Raw genomic sequence first — 21,592 nt, forward strand, 5'->3', positions numbered from 1 at the left:
CGTCGTGAGCCTTCGATGATGAAGCATGAGCGCGTGGCGGCCCCTTTCGACGGATGAGCTTCCGACCCCGCCGCTGGAGACCTTTGGCGGGCCAGCGTTCGAGGTGCTGCGCGCCGCGCCCGCTGGGGCGCCCGCGCCGACCGCCCTGGTGTTCGCCTCGCCCCATTCGGGGGGCGTCTATCCCGCCGACATGGTCGCCGCCGTGCGCCTGCCGATCGAGACCCTGCGGGCGTCCGAGGACGCCTTCGTCGATCGAATCATCGGCGCCGCGCCAAGCCTGGGGGCCAGCGTGGTTCGCGCCCGCTTCGCCCGCGCCTATGTCGATCTGAACCGCGAGCCCTGGGAGCTGGACCCGGCGATGTTCGACGGCGATCTGCCCGACTATGCGCACGGCCGATCGGCGCGCGTCGCGGCGGGCCTGGGCACGATCCCCCGGATCGCCGGCGAGGGCCGACCGATCTATGGCCGCAAGCTGTCGTTCGGCGAGGCCAAGGCCCGGGTCGAGCTGGCCCACCGCCCCTATCATGACGCCCTGGACCGGCAGCTGGCCGCCGCGCGCGCGGCGCATGGGGCGGCGATCCTGATCGACTGGCACTCGATGCCGGCCGCCGCCGCGCGGGGACAGCGCTCCAGAAGCGGCGGCGCCTGCGACATCGTCCTGGGCGACCGCTTCGGCGCGGCCTGTTCGCCCAAGCTGACGGCCCTGGTCGAGCGCGAGCTGGAGGGGCTGGGCTATAACGTGACCCGCAACGCGCCCTATGCCGGCGGCTACACCACCGAGCACTACGGACGTCCCGCCAAGCGGACCCACGCCCTGCAGATCGAGATCAATCGGGCGCTCTATATGGACGAGACGACGCGCGAGCCGAGCGAGGGCCTGGCCAGACTGACGCGCGACGCCGAGACCCTGACCCGGGCCCTGGCCGAGATGGATCTGGGCGCCCTGCGCTGATCAGGCGATCTAACGGGTCGGCGCCGTAACCGGCGGCAGGGCGAAGCGGATGGTGATTCCCGACAGGCGGCGCGAGACCTGGACCGCATTGGCCCCCGACACATCGACTTGATAGTAGGTCATCGCGACTAGGGCCGCCCCGCCAAAGCCGAGCCCTCGGGGGTTCTCACCGGTGACGACGCAGTCGCCCAGGCTTCCATCCCGCCGGATCGTGCATTGCACCGTCGCCGCGCCCTCGACGCCGGCCCGGCGCGCGGTGGCGGGGAAGAGTTGCGCCAGGAGTTCGGGGCTGGGGGCCCTGAGGACCTTGAGCGGCGGCGGCCGGGTTTGCGGCGCCTGGGTTTGGGGCGTCTGGGTTTGCGGCGCCCGTGTTTGCGGCGTCTGGGCGCCGACGGGACCGCTGCATAGGGCCAGAGCCGCCAGGGCGACGGCGATGATTCCGCGTTTTCGACCCAAAGCTCTCCCCCCGGTGGGCTTGGTAGGGGCGAATAGCGCCGATGGCGCAGACGGTGTCAAACCGCAGCGCGCCCGGCCCTACCCGCCATGGGGACGGCGCGCCGGCGCAGAATCCAAAAAAAAGCCCGGCGAAACCGCCGGGCCAGTTCATTAGGGAGGAAACGCCCAGGAAGGGCAGAGGCGGCAGCGCCGCCTCACAGGATTGTTTTTAGAGTGCGGCGCAAAATTAGGCAAGCGGAAAACAGACGTTCGATGTCATTTTTTTGATCCGGACACCGCGCAAACCCCTTATGCCTAAGGGATAAGAGAACAGCGCTCTCTCAAAGTGCCTGATTTTGAGGCATATTGCACTGCACAATTTGTTGCGTTTGAAACTGTCTCGGATGAGAAGACGCCGCAAACCCAAGCGGGATAAGACTTTCGCAATGACACCGGTGTCCTGCGACAAGTGTTTCCGAGCGTCGGGGGTGGATAAATTGAACGCGTTCGCGTAAAAGCCGCGCGCCTGACGCGCGCAGCGTCATCTCCTATTCCTCCCGAAAGTCCGTCCGCCCCCATGTCCATGCGAAATATCGCCATCATCGCGCACGTCGATCATGGCAAGACCACCCTCGTCGACCAGCTGCTGGCTCAGTCCGGCGTGTTCCGCGCCAACGAAGCCACGACCGAACGGGCGATGGACTCCAACGACCAGGAGCGCGAGCGCGGCATCACCATCCTGGCCAAGTGCACCTCGGTGCTCTGGAACGGGGAAGCGGGCGAAACCCGTATCAACATCATCGACACCCCCGGCCACGCCGACTTCGGCGGCGAGGTCGAGCGGATCCTGGGCATGGTGGACGGCTGCGTCCTGCTGATCGACGCCGAAGAAGGCGTCATGCCGCAGACCAAGTTCGTGCTGACCAAGGCGCTGAAGATGGGCCTGCGCCCGATCCTCTGCATCAACAAGGTCGATCGCGCCCACGCCGATCCGGACCGCGTCCACAACGCCGCCTTCGACCTGTTCGCCGCGATCGGCGCCACGGACGAGCAGCTGGACTTCCCGCACATCTACGCCTCGGGCCGCTCGGGCTGGGCCACGCTGGACATGAACGTGCCCAGCGACAACCTCGCCCCGCTGTTCGACCTGATCGTCCGCCACGTGCCGGAGCCGAAGCAGATCGCCAAGAAGGACGAGCCGTTCCAGATGCTGAACGTGCTGATCGAAAGCGATCCGTTCCTGGGCCGCCTGCTGACCGGCCGGATCGAGAGCGGCAAGGCCGTCCCCGGCATGGCCATCCACGCCCTGGACCGCGACGGCAAGGAAATCGAGCGCGGCCGCATCACCAAGGTGCTGGCCTTCCGCGGTCTGAAGCGTCAGCCGATCGACGAGGGCGCTGAAGCCGGTGACATCGTCGCCATCGCGGGCATGTCCAAGGCCACCGTGGCCGACACCCTGTGCGCCATGGACGTCACCGACGCCCTGCCGGCCCAGCCGATCGACCCGCCGACCATCTCGATGACCGTCTCGGTCAACGACAGCCCGCTGGCCGGCCGCGAAGGCGACAAGGTCCAATCGCGCGTCATCCGCGACCGTCTGCTGAAGGAAGCCGAGAGCAACGTCGCCATCCGGGTGACCGAGAGCAAGGAAGGCGACGCCTACGAAGTCTCGGGCCGCGGCGAACTGCAGCTGGGCGTGCTGATCGAGAACATGCGCCGCGAAGGCTTCGAGGTCTCGATCTCGCGTCCGCGCGTCGTGTTCCAGACCGATCCGGAAACCGGCAAGCGCCTGGAGCCTATGGAAGACGTCATGATCGACGTCGACGACGAGTTCTCGGGCATCGTCATCGAAAAGCTGTCGCTGCGTAAGGCCGAGCTGCGGGACATGGGTCCGTCGGGCGCCGGCAAGACCCGCATCCAGCTGACCGCTCCGTCGCGCTCGCTGATCGGCTATCAGGGCGAGTTCCTGACCGACACCCGCGGTTCGGGCGTGCTGAACCGTGTGTTCAGCCACTACGAGCCTTACAAGGGCGCCATCGACCAACAGCGCAAGGGCGTGCTGATCTCGAACTCGGACGGTGAAACCGCAGCCTACGCGCTGTGGAACCTGGAAGAGCGCGGCGTGATGTTCGTCGGCGCCGGCGAGAAGACGTACCAGGGCATGATCATCGGCGAGAACAGCCGCCAGGATGACATGGACGTCAATCCGATGAAGGCCAAGCAGCTGACCAACGTCCGCGCGTCTGGCAAGGACGAGTCGATCCGTCTGACCCCGCCGCGCCGCATGACCCTGGAGCAGGCGATCGCCTATATCGAAGAAGACGAGCTGGTCGAGGTGACGCCGAAGAACATCCGCCTGCGCAAGCAGACCCTGAACCCGTCGTTCCGCAAGAAGCGCGTCAAGGAAGACTAGAGCGTGACGCCGAAAGTGGGAACCGGTTTCGGTACGAGTCACGCTCTAAGTATTTGACTTAGAGCCTTGTGCGTCAAAACGATCCCGTTTTGACGCACAAGGCTCTGGGACTTTCCGTCCTGAGTTCCAGGGCCGCCGTTCATCAGAACGGCGGCCCTTTTTGTTTTCCGCGTCATCTTGACCGCAGAGGTCGTACTTAACCTCTGGTTTACCCAACAGAACGATGTTCTGCCGGGGGCTCTACTCCGGACGACCATAGGATTACGCGTGCGCGTTATCGCCAGCTCGTTGCTCAATCGCGTGTTCGCGATCCTGCCCGCGCCGGTGCTGGCCGGGGCTCCCGAGGCGCTGGCGGGCCGTGTGCGCGTGGAGCAGGTGCAGAGCATCCTGCGCATGACGCCGGTGATGATGAGCGCCAACATCGCCATCGCCTTTCTCGTCTCGCTGGCCGGCCTGAGCCATCCCCATCGCATCGCGATCGGCGTCTGGGCTGCGCTGGTGATCAGCTACGCCCTGCTGGGCCTTCGGGGCTGGGTTTCGGCGCAACGTCGCAAGAGCGGCAAGGCCGCCGTGTCCAAGCGCGGCGTGCGCCGGATCGCCCTCCAGGCCGGGGTGCTGGGCTGCCTGTGGGGCGCGTTGCCCCTGATGACCTTCCGCCCCAGCGACACCAGCGCCATGCCGATGATGGTCGCCTCGGTGATCGCCGGCATGATCGGCTGTGGCGGCTTCGCCATGCTGACCCTGCCAGCCGCCGCCCTGGCCTATTCGACGCCGATGGTCATCGGCTCACTGTACATGCTGCTGACCAGCGGCGATCCGATCCTCTACGCCTTGGGCGGCCTGCTGGTGTTCTGCTACGCCGTCGTCACCGTATCGTGCCTGTCGCACGCCCGGATCTTCGCCGAGCGCCTGGTCGCCGCCGAGGAGCTGGAAACGCAAAAGCAGGTCGTCAGCCTGCTGCTCTCCGACTTTGAGGAAGGCGCCAGCGACTGGCTGTGGGAAGTCGACGCCTGGGGCCGCCTCACCTACGTCTCCGACCGCATGGCCGCCGCCGCCGGCGTCGACAAGGACGCCCTGCTGGGCCAGGCCATGTCGGATCTGTGCGGCGCGGCCGAAGCGCCCTGCGGACCGGTCGCGGCGCTGTCGGCCCTGTTCGCCGAGCAGAAGACCTTCCGCGACGTGGTGGTCTCGATCACGGTGGCGGCCGAGGCGGACAAGCCCTCGACCCATTGGTGGTCGCTGTCGGCCAAGCCGGTGCACGATCTGGACGGCCTGTTCATCGGCTTCCGCGGCGTGGGCGCCGACATCACTCAAGCGCGCGAGGCTCAGGCGCGCATCTCGCACCTGGCGCACTACGACGTACTGACCCAGCTGCCCAACCGCCTGTCGCTGCTGCAGAATCTGGGCAAGGCCTGGATGGACCACGGTCGCGACAAGGCCTCGGGCTGCGCCGTCCTGTGCCTCGACCTCGACCACTTCAAGGGCGTCAATGACAGCCTGGGCCACCCCGTGGGCGACGCCCTGCTGATGCAGGTGGCCAGCCGTCTGCGCGCCTGCGTCGGCGAAGCCGGCATGGTGGCGCGCCTGGGGGGCGACGAGTTCGCGGTGATCTGCGCCCCCTCGCCCGGCCACGAGGCGCTGTCGGCCCTCTCCCAGTCGCTCGTCGAGACCCTGTCGGCGCCCTATGACATCCTGGGCCACAACGTCCTGATCGGAGCCAGCGTCGGCATCGCGGTCGCCCCCTTCGACGCCGACGACCCCGACGGCCTGCTCAAGAACGCCGATCTGGCCCTCTACCGCGCCAAGGGCGATGGCCGCGGCGCCTATCGGTTCTTCGAGACCGCCATGGACGTCTGGGCCCAGGAGCGCCGCGCTCTGGAGCTGGACCTGCGCGAGGCCCTGGCCCGCGACGAACTCAAGCTGTTCTTCCAGCCGCTGATCGGCCGTCGCGACAACGAGACCACGGGCTTTGAGGCCCTGCTGCGCTGGCAGCATCCGACGCGGGGCCTGGTGCCACCGTCCGACTTCATCGAGTGCGCCGAGCAGTGGGGTCTGATCGGCCGCATCGGCGAGTGGGTGCTGAACGAGGCCTGCCGCACCGCCGCCACCTGGCCCTCGCACCTGACGGTCGCGGTCAATCTGTCGCCGAACCAGTTCGCCTCGGGCGATCTGGTCGAGCAGGTCCGCGCGGCCCTGAACGCTTCGGGCCTGGCGCCCTGGCGCCTGGAACTGGAGATCACCGAGGGCCTGCTGCTGCACGACAGCGCCAAGACCCTGGAACAGTTGGCCGCCCTGAAGGCGCTCGGCGTCAAGATCGCCATGGACGACTTCGGCACGGGCTATTCCAGCCTCGCCTATCTGTGGCGGTTCCCGTTCGACAAGATCAAGATCGACCGCTCGTTCGTGGCCGAGATGCAGGACAACGCGGCCATCGCCGACATCCTGCGCACCATCGCCCTCCTGGGCCAAACCCTGAACCTGGAAGTCACCGCCGAGGGCGTCGAAACCCAGGCCCAGGCCCAGTTGCTGGCCGAGATGCGCTGCGATCAGTTCCAGGGCTTCCTGTTTGGCCGTCCGATGCCCGTGAGCGACATCCCAAGCTTCCTGATGTCCAACCTCGCACGGCAGATGCGGCGCGACCGCGACGACGACGGCGAGCAAGCCGCGGCGGTCTAGTCGCCCTACCGCCCGCCTGCTTTGAAAGTGTCATAAATAGAGTAACAAACTGCATACTTGGCGCAGTAGGGGCGAGGCAGGCGTCCCGACTCTCGGGGACGGCCGACCTGAGGGGGTTTCCATGTCTTTCGCCCGCAAGCTCGCCGCCGGAGCGGCGTTCGGCGCGCTGGCCTTCGCGTTCTCCGCGCCGGCCGTCTACGCTCAACAAACCACCGCCGCCGTGCGCGGCGTCACCGTCGATGAAAAGGGCGCGCCGATCGCCGGCGTGACCGTCACCGTCACCCACGTGCCCAGCGGCACCGATCAGGTGGTCGTCACCAACGAAGCCGGCGCGTTCGACGCGCGCGGTCTGCGCGTCGGCGGTCCCTACAAGATCACCGCCACCGGTCAGGGCCTCGCCTCGCAGACCCTCAGCGATCTGTTCCTGAACGTCGGCGACGCTCAGCGCGTCCGTCTGGCCCTGGTGCCCGCCACCGAACTGTCGGAAGTGGTCATCACCGCCGCGAAGAAAGCCACCACCAGCCAACTGGCCAATGTCGGCTCGCGGACGACCCTGGGCCGCGACGAGATCGACGCCGTCGTGTCGGTCAAGCGCGACATCCGTGACATCGGCCGCCGCGACCCGCTGGCCAATCTGGACTTCGTGGCCCGCGGCACCGGTCCGTCGGGCGGTCTCTACATCGCCGGCTCGGCGCCCCGCGCCAACCGCATCACCATCGACGGCGTGCGCTCGGCCGACAGCTACGGCCTGAACACCGGCGGCCTGTCGACCAACCGCGGCCCGGTCTCGTTCGAGGCGCTTGAGCAGGTCGCGATCCAGGCCGTGCCCTTCGACGTCGAAGACGGCGACTTCACCGGCGGCGCGCTGAACCTGATCATGCGCTCGGGCGGCAACGACTTCCACGGTTCGCTGTTCTCCAACGAGCGCACCACCCGCCTGGTCGGCAACCAGCTGCCGATCGTCGGCTTCACCAACAACGACGTGCTCCAGGCGCCGCTGAGCGGCTTCCGGAAGGTCAAGAACCAGATCGCCGAGACCAACTACGGCTTCTTCCTCTCGGGCCCGATCATCAAGGACCGCCTGTTCTTCGCGGCCTCCTATGAGAAGTTCTCCAGCTCCGACACCACGGGCGTGGGTCCGATCGGCGGCGGCTTCGCCAACACCTTCAACCGCATTCCGGGCGTCTCGACCGGCACGGGCGCCAGCCAGGCCGATATCGACGCTGTGCTCGCCAACTGGAACGGCTATGCGGCCTCGTCGCTGCTGAAGCCGGGTTCGGTGGCCCTGGTCGAACCGATCCTCGACGAAAAGTCGTCGATCAAGATCGACTACAACATCACCGACAATCACCGCCTGTCGGCGACCTATCGCCACGCGTTCAGCTCGGTCTGGAAGCGCAGCCCGTCGGCCACCGCGATCAGCCTCGACACCAACTGGTACGTCCAGCCTGAGAACGAGGACAACTACGCCCTGCAGCTGAACTCGCGCTGGAGCCCGGATCTGGCGACCGAAGCGCGCGTGGCGTTCCGCGGCTATCAGCGCGGCCAGCTGCCGCCCGTGGGCCAGGGCTTCGCCAACGTCTCGATCTGCACCGACCCGGCCTTCGGCACCGGCGCGGCCTTCTCCTGCTCGTCGGGCGTGCCGTCGATCGGCTTTGGTCCCGACCAGTTCCGCCAGGCCAACGTCCTGAAGACCAAGGACACCTCGGGCTCGTTCGTCGCCAACTACACCGGCTTCGACAACCACCAGATCAAGCTCGGCTACCAGTATCGTGGGATGGAGATCTACAATCTGTTCCTGCAGGCCGCGCGCGGGGTCTACTACTTCGATAGCGTCGCCGAGTTCCAGGCCGGTCAGGCCAACCAACTGTCGTACGGCAACTCGCTGACCGGCACGGCGACCGACGCCGCCGCGGTGCTGGACTACAAGGTCCACTCGCTGCTGGCTCAGGACACCTGGGACGTCACCGACGCCCTGACCGTGAACTTCGGCGTGCGCTGGGATCGCTACGCCGCCGACAAGAAGCCGACGCTGAACACCAACTTCGTCAACCGCTACGGCTATTCCAACCAGACCACCTATGACGGCATCGACGTGCTGATGCCGCGCGTCTCGGCCAAGTACAACAGCGACTGGTTCGAGCTGTCGGGCGGCTTTGGCCTGGTGTCGGGCGGTCTGCCGGACGTGTTCCTGGGCAACAGCTACGGCGGCACCACCGGCGCCCTGACCAACAGCTTCGCGATCCGCCGCGCCACCAACGGCACGCTCTCGACGGCCGACGACACCTTCGTCGACACCGCCACCAACCAGGCCATCGACGCGGCGACCGGCAACGCCCTCTTGACGATCAACAAGGCCTCGCCCTCGTTCATCACCAGCCCGGCGGCCGTCGCCCAGACCCTGCTGACCGCCGACAGCGCCAGCCGTCGCAACGCCTACACCAACTCGCTGGCCCCCGGCTTCAAGATGGCGGCCGACTGGAAGACCAACCTCTCGTTCAAGACCACCCAGTTCGGCATCGACTGGGGCATCGACGCGGTGGCCAGCTGGTCGGAGTCCAATGTGGCCTTCCGTGACGCCCGCGCCCGTCGCCTGACGGTCAACGGCGTCCAGCAGCTGACGCCCGACGGTCGCGTCCGTTACGATGGTCTGGTGATCCCGGGCGCCAACGCCGCGGCGATCAACGCCAGCCGCACGGCCCTGGGCCTGCCGGTCGTCGCCAACGCCGACCTGGCCAACCTGGGCCTGTTCGGCGACATCCAGGCCTATAACCCCTCGACCAAGAACTGGACGCGGACGGTCGCCCTGTCGGCCCGCCGCAACATCTTCGGCGTCGACACCTGGGCCGCCTACACCTGGCAGGACGGTCGCCAGTACGGCGGCATCTCGGAGTTCGGCACCACCGCCGGCGGCAACTCCACGGGCGGCAACTACTATGCCGACCAGGGCTTCGACATGGACCCCAACGGCGCGGCCAAGGGCAAGTCCAACAACCTGCTGCGTAACTCGCTGAAGGTGAACCTGAGCTACAAGCTCGAGCTGCGTCCGGGCTGGGTGTCGCGCTTCACCCTGTTCGGCGAGCGTCGCGACGGTCGTCCGATCAGCTTCCTGATGACCGACCCGGCCGGCGGTCGTAACCCGACCTTCGGCGTGTCGCGCGACGACGCCCTGGCCTATATCCCGAACCTGAACAGCCCGGACGCGGCCAACCCGCTGAAGTTCGTCAGCGCGTCGGGCACGACGGTGTTCTTCGACAGCCAGGCCTCGGTCGACAAGCTCAAGGCCCTGGTCAACCAGTTCGGCCTGCCGATGGGCAAGATCGTGCCGCGCGGCTTCGGCAAGAACCCGAACGTGGACCGGATCGACTTCCAGTACGCCCAGGAGATCCCCTCTCCGATCCGTGGCCACAGCCTGCTGTTCACGGTGGACGTCCAGAACCTGGGCAACCTGCTCGACAAGAAGTGGGGCGTTGTGAAGGAGTACACCAACAGCCGTTCGGGCGGCGTCGTGGTCAACGCCCAGTGCGCCCGCGCCGACGGCACGGCTGCTGGTTCGGCGGACCCGACCTGCGCGGCCTATCGCTACAGCTACACCACGGCCTCGCCGGCCACCCTGGCCACCCCGACGGTCGACCAGGCCGCCAGCCTGTGGTCGGTGGGCATGGGCCTGAAGTACCGCTTCTAGGGCCAAGCCTTCCAGGCGAATGGCGAAGGGCGCGGCTTTGGCCGCGCCCCTTTTTCATGGTCGATCCGCCGGACGGAATGCTACGCCTCGGCCATGGTTCATCCCGTCTTCGACAACCTGCCCACCACCATCTTCGAGCGCATGAGCGGCCTGGCCCGTCAGCACGGCGCGATCAATCTGGGTCAGGGCTTTCCCGACGACCAGGGCCCCCTGCCCGTTCGCGAAGCCGCCGCGCGGGCGCTCATCGAAGGCTCGAACCAGTACCCGCCGATGCGCGGCCTGCCCGAACTGCGCGCGGCGGTCGCCGGCCACTATGGGCGGACCCAGGATCTTGCTCTCGACCCCGACACCGAGATCGTCGTCACCTCCGGCGCCACCGAGGCCCTGGCGGCGGCGTTCACCTCGCTGATCTCGCCCGGCGACGAGGTGGTGCTGTTCCAGCCGCTATACGACGCCTACCTGCCGCTGGTCCGCCGGGCCGGCGGCGTGCCGAAGCTGGTCAAGCTCTCACCGCCGCACTGGCGGTTCGACCGGGCGATGCTGGAGGCGGCGTTCTCCGACCGTACACGGATGGTCGTGCTGAACAGCCCCCTGAACCCGGCCGGCGTCGTCACGCCGGACGAGGACCTGGCCCTGCTGGCCGAGGTCTGCGTCCGCCACGACGTCGTCGCGGTCTGCGACGAGGTCTGGGAGGCCGTGGTGTTCGACGGCCGGCGTCATCGGCCGCTGATGACCTTCCCCGGCATGCGCGAGCGCACGGTGAAGATCGGCTCGGCCGGCAAGCTGTTTGGCATGACCGGCTGGAAGGTCGGGTTCCTGATCGCCGCCCCGCCCCTGGCCAAGGCCCTGGCCGCCGCCCACCAGTTCCTGACCTTCACCACCCCGCCCAACCTGCAGGCGGGCGTGGCCTGGGGTCTCGATCACCACCGCGCCTGGTTCGATGAGATGCCGGCCGCGCTCCAGCGCTCACGCGATCGCCTGACCGCCGGTCTGCGCGACGCCGGCTATGTCGTGCTGGAGAGCCAGGGCACCTACTTCCTCAATGTCGATCTCCTGGCCTCGGGGATCGCGCTGGACGACGTGACCTTCTGCGAGCGCTGCGTGACCGAGCACGGCGTGGCGGCGATCCCGGTCTCGGCCTTCTTCGCGGAGAACCCCGTGACCACCGTGGTCCGGCTGTGCTTCGCCAAGGCCGACGCGACCCTGGACGAGGCGGTCAGGCGCCTGGCGGCGGCGAGGGCGGCGCTGGTTTAGGGGATCAACAGAACGCTACGCCGGCGTCTGCGGCGCTGACGGTCAGGCCCGCCTCGCGCCGCGCCTCACGCATGGTCTCCAGCCCTAGCAGGACGCCCTTGGTCAAGCTAAGGACACTGTAGGGCTTGATCACCAGCCCGTCATAGACCGAGGCGCCCTGCGCGCCTTCCGTGTCCAAGGCGCAGGCCAGGATCGCCGCATAGCGCGCGCCGCAGAGCCGGGTTCGCAATCTCACAGCGCAGGCGTCACCATCCCTCGCGCCCAGATGACGGTCCATCAGCACAAGATCAAAGCCGACCGACGCCGAAAGGACCTCGGCCTCCTCGCCGCTCGCCGCGTAGTAGAGCGACAGCGGCATGATCTCGAGGATCGACCGCGCGATCGTCCATTGGACGGGGTCCTGGTCGATCACCAGGATCGACGCATGATTTATCGGCTCTTGCGATAATTCCACACAAGAACTCAGAGACATTTTCAGCCCTCCAAGCCCAATTGAATACATAATCTTTACATAGGCTTGGATAATCTTGATTTAAGATAAGAAGCTCCGCCGGCCAAACCACCCCGTTGTGGGTAGATGATCTGGAGCCCTCAAGGGGTCAGCGCGCAGGTCAGATCATCCGCTTGCGCTCGCTGGCGCTGGCCGGGCGGTTGACGGCGAACGCCTCTGCGGTCGCGCGCAGAAACTTCTGGGCGCTGGGGTCCGGCTCGCGCTCGGCCACCAGCAACAGCGCGGCCTCCAGTTCCTCGCGCCGGATCAGCCCCTTGCCCACCAGCACGCCCGACAGCGCGGTGAACAGGGCCATCTGGTAGCTGACGAGCGTCTCCAGATCCTTCGCCTCCACGTTCGCGCTCCGCCGCTGAGAGCCTGTCGAGCCTAGATGGAACGATCTAAACTCGATAAACAGGCTAGAAAATCAAACATTTAGCGCCCTTTTCCACGCTTTAGATGCTTCCATCCAAAGCTAAAGGGCTCTAGGCGGCCAGGGCGACGCTGTTGCGTCTGGCGAGCTGGAAATTGTCGATCAGCGATTGAAGGCGATTGGCCTGTTCCTTGAGGACATGGGCCGATGCGGTGGCTTCCTCCACCATGCCCGCATTGGTCTGCAGCAACCGATCCATCTGGCTGACGGCGGTGGAAACCTGGTTGAGGCCGGCGGCCTGCTCCTGGGCCGAGTGGGAGATGTCGCCCACCAGGGTGCGGATTTCCTCGACCTGGCCCAGAATGGCGTTCAAGGCTTGGCCGGTGTCGCCGACCAGCGCCACGCCCTTGTTGACGTGCTGCGACGACGCGGCGATCAACACCTTGATCTCCCGCGCCGCCTCGGCCGAGCGTTGGGCCAGCGCCCGCACCTCTTGCGCCACCACGGCGAAGCCGCGCCCGGCTTCGCCCGCGCGCGCCGCCTCGACCCCGGCGTTCAGCGCCAACAGGTTGGTCTGGAAGGCGATCTCGTCGATGACGCCGACGATCTGGCTGATCTGGCTCGAGGACCGCTCAATCCCGCCCATGGCCTCGACAGCGCTTTCGACGACGGCGCGCGAGGCCTGCGCATCCTTGCTGGCGCGCTGCACCACCGCATCGGCGTGCTTGGCCCCGGACGCCGTTCGCGCCACGGTCGCGGTGATCTCTTCCAGCGCGGCGGCGGTCTCCTCCAGGCTGGCGGCCTGCTGTTCGGTCCGGTGCGCCAGGCCGTCGGAATGGCTGGAGATCTCGTCAGAGTTTTCGCCCACGCTGGCGGCCGAGGCGGCGACGGTCGACATCGCCGCGTTCAGCGCCTGGATCGACTCGTTGAAGTTGATCCGCAAGCTGTCCAGCGAGGGCATCAGGGGCTCGCGCACTTCCGATCGCAGGTTCCCGTGCGAGAGGCCCCGCAGGGCGTTGTCCACCAGGCCGACCTGGCGAATCCGTTCGCTCAGGTCGGTGGCGATCTTGATCACCCGGACGATCCGGCCGTCGGCGTCGAAGATCGGGTTGTACTGCGCCTGCAGCCAGACGGTCCGCCCGCCCTTGCCGACGCGCTCGAACTCGTCGGAGAAGAACTCGCCTCGGCTCAGCTTCGTCCAAAAGGCGGTGTAGTCGGGGGCCTGGGCGTGATCAGGCTTGACGAAAAGCCTGTGGTGGCGACCGACGATCTCGTCACGGCCATAGCCGACCGCCTCCAGAAAATTGTCGTTGGCGTCCAGAATGACGCCGTCCAGACTGAACTGGATCACGGCCTGTGAACGGTGGATCGCCTGGATGAACGACGCGTTCTCGGCGGCTCTAACGGTCTCGGCCGTAATGTCGAGCGCCAGCTTGACCACCTTCAGCACCTTACCCCGCTGGTCCGTCACAGGGGTGTAGGAGGCGCGGATCCACAGCGGCGACCCGTCCTTGCGAAGGCGCTTGAACTCGCCGGACACGAATTGGCCGGACGACAGGGTTTGCCAGAAGACTTCGTAGTCCGACGTCGCCGTGAACTCGGAGTCGACGAAAATGCGATGGTGCTGACCGACGATCTCCGCCGGATTGTAGCCAACCGCGCCGCAGAAACCCTCGTTCGCGCGCAGGATCTTGCCGGTGGGGGTGAACTCAATGACCGCGAAGGAGCGCTCGAGGCCCTTCAGCACCAAGTCAGCCACCGATCGGGTTCCAATGCTCAGACCCATGGCGTGGTCCTTCTCGTTTCTTTTGGGAAACGATTGCGCTGGCGTGATTATCGGCGGCTTAAAGACCGGTGCGGCATGCTGGCGCAGGCCAGGGCGCAGATGAGGTTATCCTAGAGCGCGCTCAGCCCTGCGGCCGCGTCACGCGCCACGCCGCGCGCCAGGCAGCGGTCCATCACCGACAGCAGATTGCGCAGGTCGATCGGCTTGGCGACATGGGCGTCGCAGCCGGCGTCCAGGCAGGTCTTGATCTGCGCCGACATCACGTCGGCGGTCAGGGCGATGATCGGCAAGCGATGGAAGCGCGTGTCCAGACGCAGACGGCGCGTCGCCTCCAGCCCGTCCATGACCGGCATGTTGACGTCCATCAGCACGATATCGACGGCCTCGCGCTCCAGGGCGTCCAGGGCCTGCTGGCCGTCCTCGGCCTCGACGAGGTCGCACTCGAAGGGCTCCAAGAACAGGCGGATAACCCGTCGGTTCACCGGGTGGTCGTCGACCACCAGGATGCGGCGGCCTTGCAGCGCGGCGAAGCCGACCTGCTCCTGGGCGCCGTGCTCCTCACGCGCTTGCGGGGCCGGCGCTTCGGCCCGGTCGACCACCATCTCGATGGTGAAGACAGAGCCCACACCCTCATCGCTCTCGACCTTGATGTCGCCGCGCATCAGCTCGACCAGACGGCGGGTGATGTTCAGGCCAAGGCCCGTACCGCCGAAGTTCCGCGTGGTCGAAGCGTCGGCCTGGGTGAAGGGTCGGAAGAGCTTGGCGACCGTGGCCGGGTTCATGCCGATGCCCGTGTCCGCCACGCGCAGGCGCACCCGGACGCGATCGTCCGGCTCGGGGTAGCAGGCCAGCGCCACCTCGACCTTGCCCTGCGTGGTGAACTTGAGCGCGTTGGAGACAAGATTGCTCAGGCACTGCCGCATCCGCACGCCATCGAACATCAGCGGCCCGGGGGCCTCGCCCTCCAGGCGGAAGGTCAGGGTGACGCCCTTCTCACGGGCAGTGGGCTGATAGCCGCCGACGAGGCGCGCGCTGGTCTGGACGATGTCGCCCACCGTCGGCGCGATCTCCAGCTTGCCCGCCTCGATCTTGGAGAGGTCGAGAATGTCGTTGAGCAGCACCAGCAGCGTGTCGCCGCTGTCGAGGATCAGATCAACCTGGTCGCGCTGATCCGGGGTCAGATCGCCCGAACGCAGGGCCTGGGCCAGACCCAGCATGCCGTTGAGCGGAGTGCGCAGCTCATGGCTCATCACCGCCAGGAACGCCGACTTGGCGGTGCTGGCGGCTTCGGCCCGCTGCTGCGCGCCCTTCAGACGTCCCGAGGCCCGCCGCTGATGCACCGCCCACGCCGCGGCGCCGGCGACCAGCACGCCCAGCAGCAGCGCGATGACCACCGAGGCGCGCGCCAGACTGCGAGACAGGCGGACCTCTTCGGCCAGGCGCCGGCTCTCGTCGCGCTTGGCCCGCAGCTCGCTTTCAAGCGCAGCGGACATCTCGGCCACGCTGCGGGCGTGGACCTTGCGGGCGGCCAGGCTGTCGGCCTTGCGCCAGGCGTCGAGCTTGCGGAAGGCTTCGGCGCTACGCCCCCGCCCCTGGTCAATATACGCCTCGACCAGGGCCTCCAGAGGCTGATCCCGCGAGGCGAGGCTCTCGGGAATGGTCTTCAGTTGCTCCAAGTCGCGGCGCGCGGCCTCGGCCTGGCCAAGCTGCGCGGCGGCGAGCGCGCGCTGGCCCAGCATCCGGACTTGAAGGCGTCGGTCGGGCTTGGCCAGCAGGCCGGCGGCGGGCGCCAGGCACTGGATCACCCGCGCCGGCGCATCGCGCAGGCCGGCGATGCGCGCGCACAGGAAGCGATCCCAGGTGACCAGATCGGCGTCGCCGTCGGCCAGGGTCAGCTTGTGGTGCAAGGCCGCGAAGCGCTCGGCGGCGTCCAGCTCGCCAAGGTCGGCGGCGGTGAAGGCGATGTCGTAGATTCGCTCGATCTTGCGCACATAGAAGGCGTCGCGTTCGTCCAGCGCGGCCGCCTGGGCCATGTGGTCCAGGGCCCCTTCCTTGTCGCCGGCGTCCGCCAGCGTGTAGCTGTGCACCTGGTGCAGCTCGGCCAACAGCGGTTGGGCGATGCGGCCGCGGCGCTCCAGCTCGACGGTCAGTTCGGCGGCGAGACGCGCCGCCTGCGCCCAGCGACCGACCTGCCCCAGATGGCGCACGCGTTCGACGCCCGCCATCAACCGGATATCGGGGCCAGAGCGGTTGAGGAAGCGGTCCCAGTCGGCGTCCTGGAAGGCTTGAAAGCCGCCCCGCTCATGGCGAAACGCCAGGGTCTCAAGATCGACCAGCGTTTGCAGGCTGGCGTCCTTGTCGCGCCGCGCCACCTCGCGAGTCTGGGCGACCCAGGTGTCGAACGGGGCCTGAATCTGATTGCTCTTGTAGGCGTAGAGCACCCGCCACACGCCGTAGAGGCGGGCTTGACCTGTCTCGCGCAGGGCGCGGCGGCCGGCGCGCTCGACGTCCTCGTTATCGCGGGGCGGATTGCGCAGTTCGTGCGCGCCGATCTCCTGGCTCAGTTGCTCAAGCCGCTGGGCCAGGGGCGCGGCGTCCTTGGCCCAGGCGCCGCCGGGGCCAAGGCTCACGACGAGCACGAGAAGAATCAGAAGGCGCCGCAAGTCCGTTCCCTGGAATTCGCGGCAACCCTTCGCGGTTAGAAATGTAGGAGGGGTTAAGCTTGACCGGTTGATCGTGGGCTAGATCGTCGCGCCGCCGTCCAGGACCATCGCCTGCCCGGTCATGAAGCTTCCGGCCTTCGAGGCCAGATAGACGGCCGCGCCGGCGATCTCGTCCGGCTCGCCGATCCGGCGCAGCGGCACGCCCGTGGTCGAGCGCTTGAGGGTCTCGGGATTGTCCCACAGCGCCTTGGCGAAGTCGGTCTTGATCAGGCCGGGCGCGATGCAGTTGACCCGCACATTGTCGGGGCCGAACTCGTGGGCCAGGTTCCGCGCCAGCTGGAAGTCGGCGGCCTTGGAGATGTTGTAGGCGCCGATGATGGCGTTGCCGCGCAGGCCGCCGATCGAGCTGATGATGATGATCGAGCCGTCCTTGCGGGCCTGCATCTCGGGCGCGACCATGCCGATCAGCCAGTGATTGCTGATGATGTTGTTGTCCAGGATCTTGCGGAACTGGTCGTCGGCGATCCCGGCCAGCGGGCCGTAATAGGGATTGCTGGCGGCGTTGCAGACGCAGATGTCGATCTTGCCGAACGCCTTGCGGGTCTCGTCGACGAGATTCTGCAGCTCGTCCTTGGCGGCGATATTGGCCGGCACGGCGATGGCGGTCCCCGCACCGTGCCTGGCGTTGAGCTCGGCGGCGACCTCCTCGCACGGGCCGGCCTTGCGCGAGGAGATCACCACCTTGGCGCCGTGCTCGGCCATCCGCTCGGCGATCGCCTTGCCGATCCCGCGCGAGGACCCGGTGATGATCGCCACCTTGCCGGTCAGGTCGAAGAGGCTCATGGCGCGCTCCCTAAACGCTTGTTTGAATTTCGAGCACAGTGCGGCGGGTGAAGCGCAGGGTCAAGCCTCGGGCAAATCCTCCCCCCAACGGGGGAGGTGTCGACGCAGAGCGGCGACGGAGGGGGACGCGGCAAGGTCAGCAGAACTTCCCCCTCCGGTCCTTCGGACCACCTCCCCCGCTGGGGGGAGGATTTTTCTCAGCATCCCTGTCGGCGTTCGCGCCATCGGTGCGTCCTTGAGGCAAGATAGCCCTCAATCGGAGACCCCTCATGCCCCTCGACACCGCCGCCGCCCCCGCCAAGCCGGAAGACCGCGACCTCGTTCTGGAGCGCATCATCGATGTCTCCGCCGAGAAGCTCTACACCTGCTGGACCACGGCTGAACTGATGCCCGAGTGGTTCTGCCCCAAGCCCTGGACCGTCTCGAACGTGCGCCTGGACGTGCGGACCGGCGGTAACAGCTACATGGAAATGAACGGCCCGAACGGCGAAGTCGTGCCCCATCCGGGCGTCTATCTGGAGGTGGTCCCGAACCAGAAGATCGTCTTCACCGACGCCTTCACGCAGGCCTGGAAACCTTCGGACAAGCCGTTCATGGTCGGGATCGTCACCTTCGAGGATCTGGGCGACGGCAAGACCCGCTACCGCGCCGTGGCCCGCCACTGGACCGTCGAGGACAAGACGGCCCACGAGCAGATGGGCTTCCACGAGGGCTGGGGCGTCGCCACCGACCAGCTGACGGCCCTGGCCAAGACGCTCTGAGCGATCATCCAGAGTGACCGTCAGCGATTTCCTGGCGCGCCTGGATCCGGAAACGCGCTCCATGGTCGAGCGGCTGCGGGCGATCGTCAACAGCGCCGCGCCCGTCCTCGCAGAGCGCATCAAGTGGAACGCGCCAAGCTTCGCGCTTGGCGACGACGATCTGATCACCCTGGGCTTGGAGCGACGCGGCGGCGTGCGCCTCGTCCTCCATCGCGGCGCCAAGCCGAAGGACACCGTCGATTTCCGCTTCGATGACCCCGGGCGTCTCGCACGATGGCCAGCGCCCGATCGGGGCGTGATGGTGTTCAAGGACCTGCAAGCCGTCGAGGCGACGGCGCCGGCCTTGCGTGAGCTTTGCGCGCGCTGGGTCCAAGGCGTCTCGGAGACCTGAGGCGCACAACGCCCTTGGCGGGGACGGCGAAAAGGGCCATGTGCCCGGCATGAGCTCCACCCCCGCCCCCGCGCGCCTGGTCGACAAGGCCCTCGTCCCGCGTTTCGCCTTGCTGTGCCTGGGCATCTGGCTGAACGCCGCCGACACCCTGGTGACGGCGACGATCATGCCCAGCGTGGCCAAGGAGATCGGCGGCTACCAGTATTTCGGCTGGTCGGTGGCGGCCTATCTGACCGGCTCGATCGTGGCCGGGGCGTGCTCGGGCAAGCTGTCGATCGCCATGGGCCTGCGCGCGGCGACGGCGATCAGCGGTCTCGTCTATGCGATCGGCTGCGCCATGAGCGCGCTGGCGCCGGAGTTCATCACCTTCATCGTCGGACGCCTGGTCCAAGGCCTGGGCGCCGGGGCCGTGGTGGCCCTTTGCTATGTGGCCATCAGCGCCCTGTTCCCGCAGAACCTGTGGCCGCGCGTCTATGGCGCGATCGCGGGGGTCTGGGGGGCGGCGACCTTGCTGGGCCCGGCGCTGGGCGGCCTGTTCGCCGCCGTGGGCTTCTGGCGCGGCGTGTTCTGGATGTTCGTGGTCCAGGCGGTGATCTTCGTCGGCGCGGTGATGGTCATGTTGCCCGGCGGCAAGCGCGAGGAAGGCGGCGGCCGGATCCCGAGCCTGCAGCTGGCCTTGCTGGTGATCGGCGTCAGCCTGATCGGCGGCGCCGGCGTCGTCGCCTCGCCGCGCCTGGCCGTGATCCTGGCGATCGGCGGGGTGATCGGCATGGTCGCCATGCTGGCCGCCAACACCCGCACCCAAGACCGCCTTCTGCCCAAATCCGCCGCCGACCTGCGCACCGCCACGGGGCTTGGGCTGTTGACCATCTTCGCCTGCGAGGCGGCGGTGATCGGCTTCACCGTCTATGGCCCCGCCTTCATCCAGGCCCGCCACGACGCCTCGCCCCTGCTCGCAGGCTATGTCACCGGAGCGATCGCAGCCGGCTGGACCGCCTGCGCTCTGATCTTCGGTCACGTGCCTGCGCAAAAGGACGGCCGCTTCGTGCGCCTGGGCGCCGGCGTGATCGCCCTGGGCGCGGCGCTCAGCGCCTTTGCCGTGCCGCGCGGGAACCTGGTTGAGACCTCGCTGGCCTTTGTGGTGCTGGGCGCGGGCTTTGGCCTCTGCCACGCCTTCATCGCCCGCCGCACCATCGCCGGCGCACCAGCCGAGGAACAGGCCATGGCCTCCGGCGCGGTGCCGACCTCGCAACTGATCGGCGGCGCCGTCGGCTCGGCCGGCGCCGGGGCCATGGCCAACGTGCTGGGCTTTGGCCACCACGGCATCGACGCGGCGCTGGCGACCAGCCACGGCGTCCTGCTGTTCGGCGCCTTCCTGCCGCTGGCCCTGATCGGCTTCGCGGCCGCCTGGCGGCTGGGGCGGGGTTAGGGGTTCCGGACCTCCGCCAGCATCGGCGCGATCACAGCTTCCAAGGCGTCCAGGCGCGTCGTCGCGATGTCCCAGACGATCTTGGCGTCCAGTTCCGGATAGCCATGGGCGACCAGATTACGCACCGCAACCATGCTCCTCCAGGGCAGGGCGCCAAGGCGATCCTTCAAGCGATCCGGCAGACGTCCTATGGACTCGCCGATGACCAGAACGTTCATCGACACGGCGTCGAACAGCATCGCCTCGCCTTCGAACCGGGCGAAATCGGCGCCCGAAACGTAAGACCGAATGCGCTCGATAGCTTGCAGGATATCGTCCAAGCGAAGCTCGGCGTCCCGCTCGCTCTTAAGCATAGGCAACTTCGCGCAGCACCCGGTCTCGCACGAGCCGGTGCAGGCCATCAGGCGTCACAAGGTCGATATCGCTGGCCAGCACATTGGCCAAGTCACCCTGCAACCGGAAAAAGTCCAAGCCTGGGTGCTTTTCTGGCGCGAACTCGACCAGCACGTCCACGTCGCTGTCCGGCCCCGCCTCGCCGCGCGCCGTCGAGCCGAACACCCCCACCCGCGCCACGCCGTAGCGGTCGAGCAGCGGCTTGGCCGCGCGCAGTTTGGTGAGGGCCTCGTCGAGGGTCATGGGGTGATTATAGCACGAAAAGCCCCGTCAGCCGTAGGTCCCGACCTTGCTGACATCGGGCAGGTCCGTCGCACCCCGGATCGGCAGGACGACGCCATTGGACGTCCAGGGCTCGATCGGCAGGTCGGGCTGAACCGCGCGCAGGGCGGCCAGAGCCTCGTTCGGAAACAGTCCCGTCGGCGCCAGCGGCGCGGTCAGCAAGGCGCTACGTCCCGCCGCCTGCGCGGCGGCGTCGGTCAGAACCAGGCGAAGCTCGCGCGGCCCGCCGGGCTGGACGGCGAAGGCGATCTCGTCCCAACTGTAGGTCCGCCGCCAAGCCTGCGCGAAGACGCCCGCCTCACTGACCCGAAGCTCGACCCTTGCACGCCAGATTTGCAGAGTGTTGCGGATGGCCAGCGCGCTCAGAAGCAGCGTGACCGCCACGAGGCCGACGAACCGCGGCAGGTCCGCCATTGTCCAAAGGCTCCACCCTGTCTGGCCCGCCCAGATGAGGAGCACGATCATACACGGGAACGGCAGCAACAACCGTAGCCGCGCGGCGCGGGCCGTCCTCCATTCGCCCCGCGTAGGGGCGTTGAAGCGGCCGAGCAACCGCTCCAACCAGTCTTGTGACAGTAGCCAACCAGCCCCGATCATGATGAGGATCGCCCAGCCGAAACTGGGTCCGCCATCGTCGCTGACCGGCTGACTTGTCCAGCGACAAAACAGCACCAGCCCGAGCACCGACCCATAGAAGGCGTAGGTCCGGGCCTTCATCAGCATCTCAGGCGAGAACAGAGGGCGGATCATGTATTCAATCTAAACG

At 67.4% G+C, this 21,592-nt stretch carries 17 protein-coding genes; 8 read left to right on the forward strand and 9 right to left on the reverse strand.

Translation table 11 applies throughout. The features are described 5' to 3' along the window. Positions 1–25 precede the first annotated feature (25 nt). Positions 26–952 carry an N-formylglutamate amidohydrolase gene (locus CA606_RS15995; protein ID WP_096053642.1) on the forward strand — a complete coding sequence of 309 codons (927 nt, stop codon included), beginning with the start codon at positions 26–28 and terminating at the stop codon, positions 950–952. Between the two features lie 9 nt (positions 953–961). Here the strand turns inward: CA606_RS15995 and CA606_RS16000 are convergent, their stop codons facing one another. Continuing rightward, on the reverse strand, positions 962–1,408 hold the full coding sequence (locus CA606_RS16000; protein WP_096053641.1) for an energy transducer TonB: 447 nt from the start codon (positions 1,406–1,408) through the stop codon (positions 962–964). 556 nt (positions 1,409–1,964) lie between these two features. Between CA606_RS16000 and typA the strand changes: the two genes are divergently transcribed. The 4 genes from typA (at position 1,965) to CA606_RS16020 (ending at position 11,415) form a co-directional block, all read left to right on the forward strand. Beyond that, on the forward strand, positions 1,965–3,800 hold the full coding sequence (gene typA, locus CA606_RS16005; protein WP_096053640.1) for a translational GTPase TypA: 1,836 nt from the start codon (positions 1,965–1,967) through the stop codon (positions 3,798–3,800). Between the two features lie 267 nt (positions 3,801–4,067). After that, positions 4,068–6,476, forward strand: coding sequence for a putative bifunctional diguanylate cyclase/phosphodiesterase (locus CA606_RS16010; RefSeq protein ID WP_096053639.1), 2,409 nt, complete (start codon positions 4,068–4,070; stop codon positions 6,474–6,476). A gap of 121 nt (positions 6,477–6,597) precedes the next feature. After that, positions 6,598–10,161, forward strand: a complete 3,564-nt coding sequence (locus CA606_RS16015) for a TonB-dependent receptor (protein ID WP_096053638.1) — start codon at positions 6,598–6,600, stop codon at positions 10,159–10,161. A 93-nt stretch (positions 10,162–10,254) separates the two neighbouring features. Continuing rightward, positions 10,255–11,415, forward strand: a complete 1,161-nt coding sequence (locus CA606_RS16020; protein ID WP_096053637.1) for an aminotransferase — start codon at positions 10,255–10,257, stop codon at positions 11,413–11,415. 4 nt (positions 11,416–11,419) lie between these two features. On the opposite strand, the gene CA606_RS16025 is transcribed toward CA606_RS16020, so the two are convergent. The 5 genes from CA606_RS16025 to CA606_RS16045 all read right to left on the reverse strand — a co-directional run bounded on the left by CA606_RS16025 (position 11,420) and on the right by CA606_RS16045 (position 17,570). Beyond that, positions 11,420–11,869, reverse strand: a complete 450-nt coding sequence (locus CA606_RS16025) for a hypothetical protein (protein ID WP_181242636.1) — start codon at positions 11,867–11,869, stop codon at positions 11,420–11,422. Between the two features lie 157 nt (positions 11,870–12,026). Then, positions 12,027–12,260 carry a hypothetical protein gene (locus CA606_RS16030; protein WP_096053635.1) on the reverse strand — a complete coding sequence of 78 codons (234 nt, stop codon included), beginning with the start codon at positions 12,258–12,260 and terminating at the stop codon, positions 12,027–12,029. A gap of 130 nt (positions 12,261–12,390) precedes the next feature. Further along, a complete protein-coding gene (locus CA606_RS16035; RefSeq protein WP_233282164.1) occupies positions 12,391–14,064 on the reverse strand; it encodes a methyl-accepting chemotaxis protein in 1,674 nt (557 codons plus the stop codon). Between the two features lie 110 nt (positions 14,065–14,174). Beyond that, on the reverse strand, positions 14,175–16,727 hold the full coding sequence (locus CA606_RS16040; protein ID WP_096053634.1) for a hybrid sensor histidine kinase/response regulator: 2,553 nt from the start codon (positions 16,725–16,727) through the stop codon (positions 14,175–14,177). A gap of 78 nt (positions 16,728–16,805) precedes the next feature. After that, complete coding sequence (locus CA606_RS16045; protein WP_096053633.1) at positions 16,806–17,570, reverse strand: SDR family oxidoreductase; 765 nt, start codon at positions 17,568–17,570, stop codon at positions 16,806–16,808. Positions 17,571–17,839: 269 nt separating this feature from the next. Here CA606_RS16045 and CA606_RS16050 point away from each other — a divergent pair, with 269 nt between their 5' ends. From CA606_RS16050 to CA606_RS16060, 3 genes are read left to right on the forward strand one after another with little or no spacing between them, the layout of a single operon-like run. Then, a complete protein-coding gene (locus CA606_RS16050; RefSeq protein ID WP_096053632.1) occupies positions 17,840–18,331 on the forward strand; it encodes an SRPBCC family protein in 492 nt (163 codons plus the stop codon). Positions 18,332–18,344: 13 nt separating this feature from the next. Continuing rightward, a complete protein-coding gene (locus tag CA606_RS16055) occupies positions 18,345–18,722 on the forward strand; it encodes a DUF1801 domain-containing protein (RefSeq protein WP_096053631.1) in 378 nt (125 codons plus the stop codon). A gap of 49 nt (positions 18,723–18,771) precedes the next feature. Next, positions 18,772–20,151, forward strand: a complete 1,380-nt coding sequence (locus tag CA606_RS16060; protein WP_096053630.1) for an MFS transporter — start codon at positions 18,772–18,774, stop codon at positions 20,149–20,151. Here CA606_RS16060 and CA606_RS16065 read toward each other — a convergent pair. Genes CA606_RS16065 through CA606_RS16075 form a run of 3 tightly spaced genes read right to left on the reverse strand, consistent with a single transcriptional unit; the run spans position 20,148 to position 21,576 of the window. After that, positions 20,148–20,552: a DUF86 domain-containing protein gene (locus CA606_RS16065; protein WP_096053629.1), complete on the reverse strand. Its 405-nt coding sequence runs from the start codon at positions 20,550–20,552 to the stop codon at positions 20,148–20,150. The two genes, CA606_RS16060 and CA606_RS16065, sit on opposite strands and share 4 nt — an antisense overlap. Further along, positions 20,497–20,787: a nucleotidyltransferase family protein gene (locus tag CA606_RS16070; protein WP_096053628.1), complete on the reverse strand. Its 291-nt coding sequence runs from the start codon at positions 20,785–20,787 to the stop codon at positions 20,497–20,499. Before CA606_RS16070 ends, CA606_RS16065 begins: the two co-directional genes overlap by 56 nt. Positions 20,788–20,814: 27 nt before the next feature. Further along, entirely contained in the window at positions 20,815–21,576 is a 762-nt protein-coding gene (locus CA606_RS16075) for a hypothetical protein (RefSeq protein WP_096053627.1), read from the reverse strand. Between the last annotated feature and the right edge of the window lie 16 nt (positions 21,577–21,592).

Origin of the sequence: Caulobacter vibrioides (assembly GCF_002310375.3) — a bacterium.
Taxonomy (GTDB): Bacteria; Pseudomonadota; Alphaproteobacteria; order Caulobacterales; family Caulobacteraceae; genus Caulobacter; species Caulobacter vibrioides_D.